General features: G+C 68.4%; 11 protein-coding genes. 10 read left to right on the top strand and 1 reads right to left on the bottom strand.

The features are described from left to right. The first annotated feature begins 6 nt into the window (after window positions 1-6). The 8 genes from C9F13_RS09125 to C9F13_RS09160 all read left to right on the top strand — a co-directional run bounded on the left by C9F13_RS09125 (window position 7) and on the right by C9F13_RS09160 (window position 10,531). Complete coding sequence (locus tag C9F13_RS09125; RefSeq protein WP_108445911.1) at window positions 7-1,515, top strand: tripartite tricarboxylate transporter permease; 1,509 nt, start codon at window positions 7-9, stop codon at window positions 1,513-1,515. A gap of 37 nt (window positions 1,516-1,552) precedes the next feature. Next, window positions 1,553-3,121: a galactarate dehydratase gene (garD, locus tag C9F13_RS09130; protein WP_108445912.1), complete on the top strand. Its 1,569-nt coding sequence runs from the start codon at window positions 1,553-1,555 to the stop codon at window positions 3,119-3,121. Between the two features lie 35 nt (window positions 3,122-3,156). Next, window positions 3,157-4,482, top strand: a complete 1,326-nt coding sequence (locus C9F13_RS09135; protein WP_108445913.1) for an enolase C-terminal domain-like protein — start codon at window positions 3,157-3,159, stop codon at window positions 4,480-4,482. 110 nt (window positions 4,483-4,592) lie between these two features. Beyond that, window positions 4,593-6,176, top strand: coding sequence for an aldehyde dehydrogenase (NADP(+)) (locus C9F13_RS09140; RefSeq protein ID WP_108445914.1), 1,584 nt, complete (start codon window positions 4,593-4,595; stop codon window positions 6,174-6,176). A gap of 405 nt (window positions 6,177-6,581) precedes the next feature. Then, window positions 6,582-7,340: a FadR/GntR family transcriptional regulator gene (locus C9F13_RS09145; protein WP_245888742.1), complete on the top strand. Its 759-nt coding sequence runs from the start codon at window positions 6,582-6,584 to the stop codon at window positions 7,338-7,340. A gap of 253 nt (window positions 7,341-7,593) precedes the next feature. After that, window positions 7,594-8,409, top strand: a complete 816-nt coding sequence (locus C9F13_RS09150) for an alpha/beta fold hydrolase (RefSeq protein ID WP_108445916.1) — start codon at window positions 7,594-7,596, stop codon at window positions 8,407-8,409. Continuing rightward, window positions 8,406-9,353 (top strand): alpha/beta fold hydrolase, encoded by a 948-nt coding sequence (locus C9F13_RS09155; protein ID WP_108445917.1) that lies wholly within the window; start codon window positions 8,406-8,408, stop codon window positions 9,351-9,353. Before C9F13_RS09150 ends, C9F13_RS09155 begins: the two co-directional genes overlap by 4 nt. Continuing rightward, window positions 9,350-10,531: a patatin-like phospholipase family protein gene (locus C9F13_RS09160; protein WP_108445918.1), complete on the top strand. Its 1,182-nt coding sequence runs from the start codon at window positions 9,350-9,352 to the stop codon at window positions 10,529-10,531. Before C9F13_RS09155 ends, C9F13_RS09160 begins: the two co-directional genes overlap by 4 nt. A 36-nt stretch (window positions 10,532-10,567) precedes the next feature. Here C9F13_RS09160 and C9F13_RS09165 read toward each other — a convergent pair whose 3' ends face one another. After that, on the bottom strand, window positions 10,568-11,146 hold the full coding sequence (locus C9F13_RS09165; RefSeq protein WP_108445919.1) for a Smr/MutS family protein: 579 nt from the start codon (window positions 11,144-11,146) through the stop codon (window positions 10,568-10,570). A gap of 118 nt (window positions 11,147-11,264) precedes the next feature. Between C9F13_RS09165 and prmB the strand changes: the two genes are divergently transcribed. Both prmB and aroC read left to right on the top strand, forming a co-directional pair. Then, window positions 11,265-12,221, top strand: a complete 957-nt coding sequence (prmB, locus tag C9F13_RS09170; RefSeq protein WP_245888743.1) for a 50S ribosomal protein L3 N(5)-glutamine methyltransferase — start codon at window positions 11,265-11,267, stop codon at window positions 12,219-12,221. Window positions 12,222-12,262: 41 nt separating this feature from the next. After that, window positions 12,263-13,348, top strand: a complete 1,086-nt coding sequence (aroC, locus tag C9F13_RS09175) for a chorismate synthase (protein WP_108445921.1) — start codon at window positions 12,263-12,265, stop codon at window positions 13,346-13,348. The last annotated feature ends 56 nt before the right edge of the window (window positions 13,349-13,404 follow it).

Genomic DNA, 13,404 nt, shown 5'->3' on the forward strand with positions numbered 1-13,404 from the left:
TTCCCGATGCTGGATATGCTGTCGTTACTCGATATCACCTTCTTCCTGTTGGCGGCCCTTGGGGCCCTGGTCGGCATCATTTTCGGGGCCATCCCCGGGATGACCGCGACCATGGCAGTGGCCGTGTGTCTGCCGCTCACCTATGCCCTGGGGCTTCACCATGGTCTGGCGCTCCTGCTGGGGCTCTATGTGGGGGGAATCTCCGGTGGCATGGTACCGGCCGTTCTGCTCAACATCCCCGGCACCCCATCCTCGATCACCACCACTTTCGACGGCTACCCCATGGCCCAGAGGGGGGAAGGGGAGCGCGCCTTGCGTGTCTGCGTGGTGGCTTCCGTGGTTGGTGGCCTGATCAGTGCCGCCGTGCTCTTCCTGTTCGCGCCACTGCTCGCAGAGTTCTCCATCAAGTTCTCCTATGTGGAAAAGTTCCTGATCATTCTGCTGGCACTGACGGTCATTGCCTCCATGTCTCGCAACATGCTGGTAGGCATCTTCAGCGGCGTGCTGGGAATCTGGTTGAGTCTGATCGGTACCTACAGCATTTCCGACGGCGGCAACGGCAAGACACGACTGATGTTCGATTTCCTCGAGCCCTACCTGTTCGAGGGCTTTTCCCTGCTGCCGGTACTGATCGGCATCTTCGGCATCGCCACCATCCTGCTGGAGGCGGAGGCAGGCGTGAAAAGTGGCCTGTCCGACAAGGAGATCAAGATCGGCAAGGGCGGTGGCTTCTCCATGGGCCTCTTCAGGGGGCGTTTGACCAACCTGGTGCGTTCCTCCTTCATCGGCACCTTCGTGGGCATGCTGCCGGGTGTCGGCGGTAGCGCCGCCTCGGTGCTGGCCTACACCCAAGAGAAGAACCTGTCGCGGGATTCCAGCGAGATGGGCAAGGGCGCGCCCCAGGGGCTGATCGCCTCCGAGTCGGCCAACAATGCATTGACCGGCGGCGCGCTGATTCCCCTGCTGTCGCTCGGCATCCCGGGGGACTCCACCACGGCGGTATTGATTGGCGCCTTCACTCTTCAGGGCATCCAGGTCGGGCCGCTGTTCATTCCGGAAAACCACGATACCTGGTACGTGATGATGACCGCCCTGGTGTTCGCCAATATCGTGATGTTCTTCCTGATGTTCTACGCCATCAAGCATATCGCCAAGGTGGTGCTGGTACCCAAGTATATCCTCTATCCCCTCATCGTGATGATGTGCGTGGTCGGGGCCTACGCCATCAACTACGGCATCATGTTCGACGTCTGGACCCTGCTGATCTTCGGCGTACTGGGCTATCTGATCCAGAAGGTCGGTCTCGAGGTGGCGCCCTTGATCATCGGCTTCATTCTCGGGGGGCAGGCGGAGATCTACTTCGTCAAGAGCCTGGAGTCCTTCGGCACCTTCTCGATCTTTTTCACCAAGAGCCCCATCGCCATGGTGCTCTGGGGCTTGATTGCCGCCTCGGTGGCCTTCTCGGTGGTGATGGGGCTGAAAAGCCGCGCTAAGCGTCGCCTGGAAGCGGCGTGATGCTTGCTCATCTCTCTTTTGACCGCGAGGGCCGAACATGACGTACATACGCACCGCTCCCAGGGTGATTCGCACTCACCCGAAGGACAATGTCGCCGTGGTCGTCGAGCAGGGTGGCTTGTCCGCCGGTGAGTGGCTCGATGACATCATCGAACTCCAGGTGGCGGTTCCTCAGGGGCATAAGGTGGCGCTTGAGGCATTGTCAGAGGGCGACGAGGTGATCCGTTATGGCGAAGTGATCGGGATGGCCGCCACGGCCATTCCCCAGGGGGGGCATGTCAACGAGACCAACCTGCACATGCCCACGCCACCGCCCCTGGAGAATTTGGCGCTGGCCACGCGCCAGGCGCCGCATGTGGAGCCGCTGGAGGGCTACACCTTCGAGGGTTTCCGCAATGCCGACGGCAGCGTGGGCACCAAGAACGTGCTCGGCATCACCACCAGCGTGCAGTGCGTGGCGGGCACCGTCGATCACGTGGTCCAGCGCATCAAGCGCGAGCTGCTGCCGCGCTTTCCCAATGTCGACGACGTGGTGGGGCTTAACCACAGCTATGGCTGCGGCGTGGCGATCAATGCGCCGGCCGCTGTGGTGCCGATCCGCACCCTCAAGCACCTGGCCCTGAACCCCAATTTCGGCAATGAGGTGATGGTCATCGGGCTCGGCTGCGAGAAGCTGCAGCCCTCGACCCTGGTCGAGGATCGACCGGTGAAGGTCTTTGAAAACACCGCGGCAGCCGATCCTGAGGCCAACGTACTGAGCCTGCAGGACGAGTCCTTCACCGGATTCGACGAGATAATCGCGGGCATCATGGCCATGGCCGAGCGCCATCTCGAGCGCCTCGAGCGGCGACGCCGCGAGACATGTCCGGTTTCCGATCTGGTGGTGGGCATGCAGTGCGGCGGTAGCGACGCCTTCTCCGGGCTGACCGCCAACCCGGCGGTGGGCTTCGCCACCGACCTGATCGTGCGCGCCGGGGGCAGCGTGATGTTCTCCGAGGTCACCGAGGTGCGCGATGCTATCCACCTGCTGACGCCGCGCGCGGTGGATCGCTCGGTCGGCCAGGCGCTGATCGACCAGATGGCCTGGTACGACGACTACCTCTCCCAGGGCCAGGCGGATCGCAGCGCCAACACCTCGCCGGGCAACAAGAAGGGCGGGCTCTCCAATATCGTCGAAAAGGCGCTGGGCTCGGTGATCAAGTCCGGCAACTCGCCGATCGTCGACGTCATCGGCCCGGGTGAGCGGCTGCGCGAGCGCGGCTTGACCTTCGCCGCCACCCCGGCCAGTGACTTTATCTGCGGCACCCTTCAGGCGGCCGCGGGCATGAATCTGCAGGTCTTCACCACCGGGCGTGGCACGCCCTACAACCTGCCGATGACCCCGGTCATCAAGGTTTCCAGCAATTCCGCCCTGGGGCGGCGCTGGCACGATCTGATCGATCTCGATGCCGGGCGTATCGCCACCGGCGAGGCGAGTATCGAGGATGTCGGCTGGGAGCTGTTCCAGCTGATCATCGAGGTGGCCAGCGGCCGCCGCCAGGTCGCCGCTGATCGGCTTGGCCTCTACAACGATTTGGTGCTGTTCAACCCGGCGCCGGTGACCTGAGTTCCTTAGCGATTTCGATAGGAGGCAAGAGCCCCATGTTTCCCAAGATTACCAAGATGAACATCGTGCCGGTGGCCGGTGAAGATGGTTTCCTGCTCAACCTGAGCGGCGGCCACGCGCCCTGGTTCATCCGCTGCGTGCTGGTGCTGGAAGACGAAGCCGGCAACCGCGGGGTCGGCGAGATTCCCTCCAGTGACGGCATCCTGAAGGGACTGGACAAGTGCCGCCCGCTGGTGGAAGGCGCTTACGTCAACGAGGTCAAGAAGGTATTGAGCCGGGCCCGTGATCTGCTGGCCCAGGGCGGGCCAGAGGAGCGTGGTCGCCAGACCTTCGATCTGCGAGTGGCCGTGCACGTGGTCACAGCCATCGAGTCGGCGCTGTTTGACCTGTTCGGCCAAACGCTGGGCATGCCGGTCGCCGACCTGCTTGGCCAGTACGGTCGTCAGCGAGACGAAGTCGAGGCGCTAGGCTATCTGTTCCTGCTCGGCGACCCGGACAAGACCGATCTTCCCTACCCGAAAGTCACCGACCCCAAGGATGCATGGGACGAGGTGCGTTATCGCGAGGCCATGACCCCTGAGGCCGTCGCCAACCTGGCCAAGGCCGCCTACGAGCGCTATGGCTTCAAGGATTTCAAGCTCAAGGGCGGGGTGTTGCGCGGCGAGGAGGAAGCCGACTGTATCCGTGCGCTCCATGAGGCGTTCCCCGAGGCACGCCTGACCCTCGATCCCAATGGGGCCTGGAAGCTCGACGAGGCGGTGCGGGTGCTGGAGCCTATCAAGCACCTGCTGAGCTATGCCGAGGATCCCTGTGGCCAGGAGGGGGGCTTCTCCGGCCGTGAGACCATGGCCGAGTTCAAGAAGCGCACCGGCATGCCCACCGCCACCAACATGATCGCCACCGACTACAAGCAACTGCAGCTGGCGGTTCAGCTCAATGCCGTGGACATCCCGCTGGCCGACTGCCACTTCTGGACCATGCAGGGAGCCGTGGCCGTGGGGGAGCTGTGCAACGAGTGGGGAATGACCTGGGGCTCGCACAGCAATAACCACTTCGACATCTCGCTGGCGATGATGACCCACGTGGCCGCCGCCTGCCCGGGCGAGATCACCGCCATCGACACCCACTGGATCTGGCAGGACGGTCAGCGCATCACCAAGGCGCCGTTCCAGATTCGTGACGGCAAGCTCGCCGTGCCGACCACGCCGGGCCTCGGCATCGAGCTGGATGACGACAAGCTCATGGAGGCGCACGAGAAGTACAAGCGCCTCGACGTGACCCAGCGCAACGACGCCATGGCGATGCAGTATCTGATCCAGGGCTGGGAGTTCGATCCCAAGCGGCCCGCCCTGGTCCGCTGATGGTCGTGCGCTGATACCCCCTAGATCCCATTGCTCGGCGAGATGACTCGCGTCGCCTCGCCCGACCTGAACGGCGCCGTGCTCCGGCGTCCCATGACAGGAGAAGCTCCATGACTCTGGAAGGCAAGCAACTGATCGGCCAGCGTGCCGTGACCGCCGATGGCAAAGCGATCCACGCCACCAACCCCGCCACAGGCGAGACCCTGCCGCCGGCCTATGCCGCCGGCGGCCAGGAGGAGGTTGACCAGGCCTGCGAGCTTGCCTGGGCGGCCTTCGAGACCTATCGCGAGACCGGCCTCGAGGCGCGAGCGCGCTTCCTGGAGACCGTGGCCGAGGAGATCGAGGCTATCGGCGATGCGCTGATCGAGCGTGCCATGGCCGAGTCCGGCCTGCCGCGTGCCCGTCTCGAGGGCGAGCGCGGCCGCACCTGTGGCCAGTTGCGCCTGTTCGCCTCGGTGGTTCGTACTGGCGAGTGGCTCGACGTGCGCATTGACCCAGCGCTGCCCGAGCGTGAGCCGATGCCGCGGGTCGACCTGCGCCAGCGCCACATCGCCTTGGGCCCGGTGGCCGTGTTCGGCGCCTCCAACTTCCCGTTGGCCTTCTCGGTGGCCGGCGGCGACACCGCCTCCGCGCTGGCCGCCGGCTGCCCGGTGGTGGTCAAGGCGCACTCGGCCCACCCCGGCACCAGCGAGCTGGTCGGCCGCGCCGTGCAACGCGCCGTCGCCCGGTGCGAGCTGCCCGAAGGCGTGTTCTCGCTGATTTACGGCTCCGGCCAGGACGTGGGCCAGGGCCTGGTGCGTGACCCGCGCATCAAGGCGGTGGGCTTCACCGGCTCGCGCAGCGGCGGTACGGCGCTGGCGAAGGCCGCCCAGGAGCGTCCCGAGCCGATCCCGGTCTACGCCGAGATGAGCTCGATCAACCCGGTGTTCCTGCTGACCGAGGCCCTTAAGGCGCGCGCCAAGGAACTGGGCGAGGCCTTCATCGGCTCGCTGAACATGGGCGCCGGCCAGTTCTGCACCAATCCCGGCCTGGTCATCGCCCAGCGGGGCGACTCTCTGGAGGCGTTCCTCGCCGCCGCCGGCGAAGCGATCAAGGGCGCCGCGGCGCAGACCATGCTGACCCCGGGCATCCATGACGCCTACACCCAGGGCGTCGATGGCCTGGTCGCCAGCAGCAAGGCTCGCGAAGTGGCACGCGGCCCGGCCGGCGACGGCCCCAATGCTTGCCAGGCCGGGCTGTTCGTGGCCTCGGCCGACGACTTCCTGACGGATGAGGCCCTGCAGGCCGAGGTCTTCGGTGCCACGTCCCTGGTGGTCGAGTGTGCCGATCAGGCCGACGTGAAGCGCGTGGCCGAGCACCTGGAAGGCCAGCTGACCGCGACCCTGCAGATGGACGACGGCGACCTGGACGCCGCCCGGCGTCTGCTGCCGATTCTCGAGCGTCGCGCCGGCCGTGTGATGGCCAACGGCTGGCCCACCGGCGTCGAGGTGTGCCACGCCATGGTCCACGGTGGCCCCTACCCGGCCACTTCGGACTCCCGCACCACCTCGGTGGGGAGTGCGGCGATTCATCGCTTCCTGCGCCCGGTGTGCTACCAGAACCTGCCTCAAGGCCTGCTTCCCGAGGCGCTGCGTGACGGCAACCCGGCCGGCGTCAGCCGCTTGGTTGACGGTAAGCGGGAGTGTACGCAGTGACGGGCAGGCAGTAAGCTCTTGGCGGCCTTCGGGCCGCCTTTTTAACGTTGCTTCGCCCGCTCCGCGTCTGTTGCCGGCGACGAGGGCCATGAACGGGCAAGGTCCTGGTCGGGATGACCAGGAAAGGCAAGGAAACCTACCGCCGGTCACGCGGCACCTTGTGAAGTTTCAGGGATGACAACGCGCCGTAGGCACACCAGGGGGCGGAGCCCGTCATGCGTGGATAGGTAGTGAGATGTATGATTAATGTCGGCGTGGGGCTCTGTGCATGGCGCGAAATGCGTCAGCGAAGGGGCAGGTGACGCTAGCGGTGCACGGTCGATAGCTGCCGTGGTGAGATGGTGGATCCAGCCCATGAAGGCCGGTTCGTCGGCATCTCGCCACGTGACATGATAGGACTGGTTTATGGCAAAGGGTTCTGAAATGGCGATATCGGGTTCATGGGATGTCCAGCGCGTCACCCGCGAGGGCAGCCTTTCCCAGGCGGTGGTGGAGCAGCTCGAGCGCCGCATCGCCTCCGGTGAGGCGCCGGTGGGGAGCAAGTTGCCCACCGAGAGTGAGCTTTGCGAGGCCTTCGGCGTCAGCCGCACGGTGGTGCGTGAGGCGATCACTCACCTCAAGTCGCTGGGGCTGGTCGAGACCCGGCGTGGCGTCGGCACCACGGTACTGCGTAGCGAAGCGGCCGAGCCGCGGCCGGCCGTGCATATCAGTCCCCGCACCGTGGAGGACATTCTCGAGGTCCTAGAGCTGCGCCTTGCTCTGGAGCCGCGGGCGGCGGAGTTGGCTGCCCTGCGTCACGACGCCGAGGACCGCCAGCGCCTGGAGGCCCGGCATGCTGAATTCATCGAGGCCCAGTCGGCGAAGTCGAAGTCCCAGGCGCGCCGCGAGGATTTCGCCTTCCATCATGCGATCATCAAGGCCACGCACAACGTCTGCTTCGATCGCCTCTACGAGCCTTTGAGCGACAGCATCATCCCGCGGGCCAAGCTGTTGAGCATCGACATCGACCCCAGTGCCGCCTCGCGCTACCTCGAACTGGTGTATGAAGAACATTCCCGGATCCTCAAGGCCATCCTCGACCGCGATGCGCCGGCGGCCCGGGCGGCCATGCAGCAGCACCTTGAGCGCTCCCGCGATATGTATGCTCGCTATCGGGACACCTAGACGGCGCCTCGGGTGCGCCGTGACATGAGGCTCTTCAGCGTGCCAGCCATAGGCCGACGACCACGGCGGTGATCACGGTGACGAAGAACACCCGGTTGCGTGCGCGGGTATCGCGGGCGGGCTTGCGGGAATCGGCCAAGGTAAGCTCCTCTCTGTGGGGTTGCCGCCAAGGGACGACTTGGCGAACCATGGTAATCCCGTTAGCCTGCTATCGCCAGAAGGGCACCGGCCGGCTGCCCTCGAAGGAGCCCCCATGCGCCGATCCGACCAGACCTCGCGTCTTCCCCTCGTCTTCGCCCACGCCAACGGCTTCCCGGGCCGGAGCTATCGCAGCTTCCTGGCGCCGCTGGCCGAGCGCTTCGACGTGCACCCGCTGGACCGCCTCGGCCATCACCCCGACTTTCCGGTGGGGCACAACTGGCTGGCCCTGCGCGACGAGCTCCTCGCGCACCTCGCCGAGCGTCCCGGGCCGGTCATCGGCGTCGGCCACTCCATGGGCGGGGTGCTGATGGCGATGGCCGCCGAACGTGCGCCCGAGCGCTTCCACGCCGTGGTGATGCTCGATCCGCCGCTGATGCTCGGCCTGGACGCCTGGGTGATGAAGGCCGCCAAGCGGCTGGGGCTCGCCGATCGCGTCACCCCGGCCGGCCGCACCCTGGGGCGCCGCGACAGCTGGCCCAGCCGCGAGGCGATGGTCCAGTACCTGCGCCGCCGCGGGCTGTTTCGCGGCTTCACCGACCGGGCCCTCCACGACTACGTGGACGGTGGCACCCGGGAGCTCGACGACGGCCGCGTGGTGCTGCTCTACGACCCCGACATCGAGGTGCAGATCTTCCGCCACCTGCCCGATCACCTGGATGACCTGCCCGCCCGGGTCCAGGTCCCCCTCGGGGTGCTCGCGGGTGACGAGTCCCGCGTGCTCACCGCGCACCGCCGGCGCCGGCTGCGCCGCCGCGGGGTGCGCGTCGCCGAGGTCCCGGGCGGGCACATGTTCCCCATGGAGGTACCCGAGGCGACCCGCACGGCGCTTGTGGCGATGATCGACGAACTGCTCGGGCGATCGACATGAGCGCGCCGCACGCTCACCCGCAACCTCAGCCCTTGAGCCTGTGCGACGGCCGCCTGGCCGCCCTGGCCTGGGGCGACCCCGCGGGCCCCACCTGGCTGGCCCTGCACGGCTGGCTCGACAACGCCGCGAGCTTCTCGCGCCTGGCCCCGTACCTTGTCGAGCGCCTGGGGATCCGCGTGGTGGCCCTCGACTTCGCCGGCCACGGCCTGTCGGCGCATCGCGCGGGCGGCTATGCGCTCTGGGACTACGTCCACGACCTGCTCGACGTCGCCGACGCCCTCGACCTGGCGCGGCCGACCCTGCTGGCCCACTCCATGGGCGCCGGGGTGGCCGGGCTCGCCGCGGCGGCGCTGCCCGAGCGGGTCGAGAGGCTGGTGCTGATCGATGGCCTGGGCGCGCTGACCACCGAGGCCGAGGAGGCCCCCGCCCAGCTGCGCAAGGGGCTGCTCGCCATGCGGCGCAGCCGTGCACGGAGCGCCTCTGGCGCCCGGGCACCGAGCTATCCTGATAGTGAGGCCGCCGTGGCGGCACGGGTCGCCGGTGGGGCGACGCCCATCGACGCCGAGACGGCGCGCCCGCTGATGCGGCGCAACCTCGAGGCGCTGCCCGACGGGCGGGTCCGGCTGCGCACCGATGCGCGCCTGCTGCGCCCCTCGCCGGTGCGGCTCTGCCCCGAGCAGCTCTCCGCCATGCTGCGGGCGCTGCAGTGTCCGGTGCTGCTGGTGGAGGGCACGACCGGCATCCTCGGCGACCGGCCGCGGGCGTGCCGGGCACGCCGCGAGGTGGCCCGGCTCACGCGTCGGGTGCTGCCGGGCGGGCACCACCTGCACCTGGAGCCGGCGGCCGCGGAGGAGGTGGCGAGGACCATCGCCGACTGGCCGGCCCTCGAACGGGCGCACGAGCACCCCCATGATCGCAGGCACGAGAGGGAGGGCGGAGCATGAATCAGCAGCAGCAGGGCGCAAGCCCCCGCGACAAGACGGTCGCCCTGGTGCTCGGCAGCGGCGGGGCGCGCGGCTATGCCCATATCGGGGTGATCGAGGAGCTCGAGGCCCGCGGCTATCGCGTGGTGGCGATCTCGGGCTGCTCCATGGGCGCGCTGGTGGGCGGGGTCTATGCGGCGGGCCAGCTCGCTGCCTACCGCGACTGGGTCTGCCAGCTCGACTACTTCGACGTGCTGCGCCTGGTCGACGTCACCTGGAGCCCGATGGGCGCGATGCGCGCCAACAAGGTGATGAGCAAGCTCGAGAGCCTGATCGACGATACCCGCATCGAGGACCTGGACATTGCCGTGACCACCGTCGCCACCGACCTGACCCGCCAGCGCGAGGTGTGGTTCCAGAGCGGCTCGCTGCTCGAGGCGATCCGCGCCTCCATCGCCGTGCCCGGGGTGATCACCCCGGTGCATTGCGGCGACCAGGTGCTGGTGGACGGCGGACTGCTCAACCCGCTGCCGATCATTCCCACGGTGTCGGCGCGGGCGGATTTCGTGATGGCGGTCAACGTCACCGCCCACAGCCCGCGGCCGGTGAGCCTCGAGGAGCTGCTGCCCCCCGACGAGGCCGCCGAGGAGAAGGCCCGGGAGGAGGCCCGCGATGCCGGCGGCGTCGACTTCGCCAGCTGGATCGATGGGGTGCGCGGCGCCGCCCGGCGGCTCTTCGACGGCTTGAGCAATGGCAATGCTAACGGCAACGGCGGCGCGCTTCCCCCCGCCGCCAACAAGAAGGGTCAGGTGGACGAGGCCCTGGAGCGCGATCGAAGGGAGTGGGGGCGGCTGGACATGGTGCTGGCCTCCTTCGACATCACCCAGGCGGCGCTGGCCAAGTACAAGGTGGCGGGCTATCCACCGGACGTGCTGATCGAGGTGCCCAAGACGGTGTGCGGCGCCTACGAGTTCCACCGCGCCGAGGCCCTGATCAGCCTCGGTCGCCACCTGGCGGTGGACGCCCTGGACCGCTTCGAGGGGCTGACCCATCCGGGCTGGGGCGATCAGGCGATCGTCGTCGAGCCGACGGGCGAAGAAACGGACGAAGAACCGGACGTAGGACCCGTAGAAGAAGCGGACCAAGGAACGGGAGAGGAAGCAGGCGAAGAGAGCGGAGAGGAGAAGGCCCCGTCCTGAGGCGCCGTGCCGCGTCGCGGGCCGGCGGACCGCCGCTCAGGCCTCGGCGCCGCGCCGGCGCAGCAGCACGTAGACCGCCCCGGTGCCGCCGTCGATGGCGGTGGCCGAGCAGAAGGCCAGCACGCTGGGCCACTCGCGCAGCCAGGCGTTCACGTGGCTCTTGATCACCGGGTAGTCGCGGGTGCTGCCCCAGGCCTTGCCGTGCACCACCAGCACGCAGCGCCGCCGGCGGTCGGCGGCGTCGCGCAGGAAGGCCTCGAGCTCCTCCCGGGCCTCCTCCAGGGTGTGGCCGTGCAGGTCGAGCCCCGCCTCCCAGGCGAGCTGCCCGCGCTTGAGCTGCTGGCGGGTGCGCCAGGGCAGGTCGGGGAGGGCGAAGTCGAGGAACTCCGAGGGGCGCACCGGCTCCACCCGGCCATCCGAGGTGCGCCCGCCGCCGGCGAGGTCGTCGGCGACCGTGGTGGCGGCCGCGCGCCGCTCGGCCGCGGCGACGTCGCCCCGGCGCCGGCGACCGGGATCGGCCCGGTTGCTGGCAATGGGGCGCACGCCGGCCTCGCGCAGGGCCTGGCGGAAGGCGTTGATCTCGTCGTCGTCCGGGACGTGGCGATCTCGACTCATGGGACCATCGGGTGGAGGAGCGAGCCGTCAGTATACCGCCCCAGCCGTGGCTGTGAACCGCGGGCCCGGTTACAATCTGGCGTCGTCATCCCCGAACCCCTCGACACCAGGAAGCCCCGTGGCCGAATCTCTCCCCGACGCCTCTACGTCCACCCTCGTGCTGAGCGACCAGGCCCTAAGCGATGGCCTGATCACCCTGCGTGACTGCCTGCGCTGGGCCGCCAGCGAGTTCCACCTGGCCGGGCTGCACTACGGCCACGGCACCGCCTCCGCCTGGGACGAGGGCGTGGCGCTGACCCTGGGCGCCCTGCACCTGCCCTGGAACGTCGATCCGGCGGTGCTCGAGGCGCGGTTGCTGCCCATGGAGCGCGCGCGCATCGTGGCCCTGGTGCGGGCGCGTATCGAGACGCGCCGGCCGCTGCCTTACCTGCTGGGCGAGGCCTTCTTCGCCGGTCTGCCGTTCAGCGTCGACGAGCGGGTGCTGATCCCGCGCTCGCCGATCGCCGAGCTGATCGAGCACGGCTTCGCCGCCTGGTTCCCCGACGAGCCGCCCGCCCGGGTGCTCGACCTCTGCACCGGCTCGGGCTGCATCGGCATCGCCACGGCGCTGCACCTGCCGACCTGCGAGGTCGACCTGGCCGATATCAGCCCCGAGGCCCTGGCCGTGGCGCGCCAGAACATCACCCGCCACGACGTGGGCGAGCGGGTGCGCGCCGTGGAGTCCGACCTCTTCGCGGGTCTCGCCGGTCGGCGCTTTGAGCTGATCGTCTCCAACCCGCCCTACGTGGACAGCCGCGACCTCACCACCATGCCCGCCGAGTTCCGCCACGAGCCGTCGCTGGCGTTGGGCGCCGGCCGGGACGGCCTGGACATCGTGCGGCGCATCCTGCGCGAGGCCCGCGACCACCTCACCGACGACGGCGTGCTGATCGTCGAGGTCGGCAACTCCGATCACCACCTGGAGGCGGCCTTCCCCGAGGTGCCCTTCCTGTGGCTGGAATTCGAGCACGGCGGCCAGGGGGTCTTCGCCCTGAGCGCCGCCGAACTCGACGCCCATGCGGCGTCCTTCGCCTGATTCCCCCTTTTCCCTCTCTCCCGACCCCAGGAGGCGCGCCCATGTCCGGTAATACCTTCGGCAAGCTGTTCACCGTCACCACCTTCGGCGAGAGCCACGGCCCGGCGCTGGGGGCCATCGTCGATGGCTGCCCGCCGGGCCTGCTGCTCTCCGAGGAAGACCTGCAGCACGACCTGGACCGCCGCCGTCCCGGCAGCTCCCGCCACACCACCCAGCGCCGCGAGGCCGACCGGGTGCGGATCCTCTCCGGGGTCTTCGAGGGGGTGACCACCGGCACCGCCATCGGCCTTGTGATCGAGAACACCGACCAGCGCTCCACCGACTACTCGAAGATCAAGGACCAGTTCCGGCCGGCCCACGCCGACTACAGCTATCACCACAAGTACGGTATCCGCGACTATCGCGGCGGCGGGCGCTCCAGCGCCCGGGAGACCGCCATGCGGGTGGCGGCCGGGGCCATCGCCAAGAAGTACCTGGCGGCCCAGGGCATCACCGTGCGCGGCTACATGAGCCAGCTCGGCCCCATCGCCATCGACTTCAAACAGTGGGAGGCGGTGGAGGAGAACCCCTTCTTCTGCCCCGACCCCGAGCGGGTGCCCGAGCTCGAGGCCTACATGGACCAGCTTCGCCGCGACCAGGATTCGGTGGGGGCGAAGATCAGCGTGGTGGCCGAGGGCGTGCCGCCGGGGCTGGGGGAGCCGGTCTTCGACCGCCTGGACGCGGAACTGGCCCACGGCCTGATGAGCATCAACGCGGTGAAGGGCGTGGAGATCGGCGACGGCTTCGCCTCGGTGGCCCAGCGGGGCAGCGAGCACCGCGACGAGATGACCCCCGAGGGCTTTCTCTCCAACCATGCCGGCGGCGTGCTGGGCGGCATCTCCAGCGGCCAGTCGATCATCGCCCACCTGGCGCTCAAGCCCACCTCCAGCATCACCACGCCCGGGCGCTCCATCGATGTCCATGGCCAGCCGGTGGAGATCGTCACCAAGGGCCGCCACGATCCCTGCGTGGGCATCCGCGCCACGCCCATCGCCGAGGCGATGATGGCACTGACCCTGATGGATCACCTGCTGCGCCAGCGCGGCCAGAATGCCGAGGTGAAGGTCTCGACGCCGCGCTTGCGTTGAGCCGCGCCGCGCGGCATGGCTGCTACACTTCAGGCGTCCACCCACACGAGTGACGC

Origin of the sequence: Halomonas denitrificans, assembly GCF_003056305.1 — a bacterium.
Lineage (GTDB): Bacteria > Pseudomonadota > Gammaproteobacteria > Pseudomonadales > Halomonadaceae > Halomonas > Halomonas denitrificans.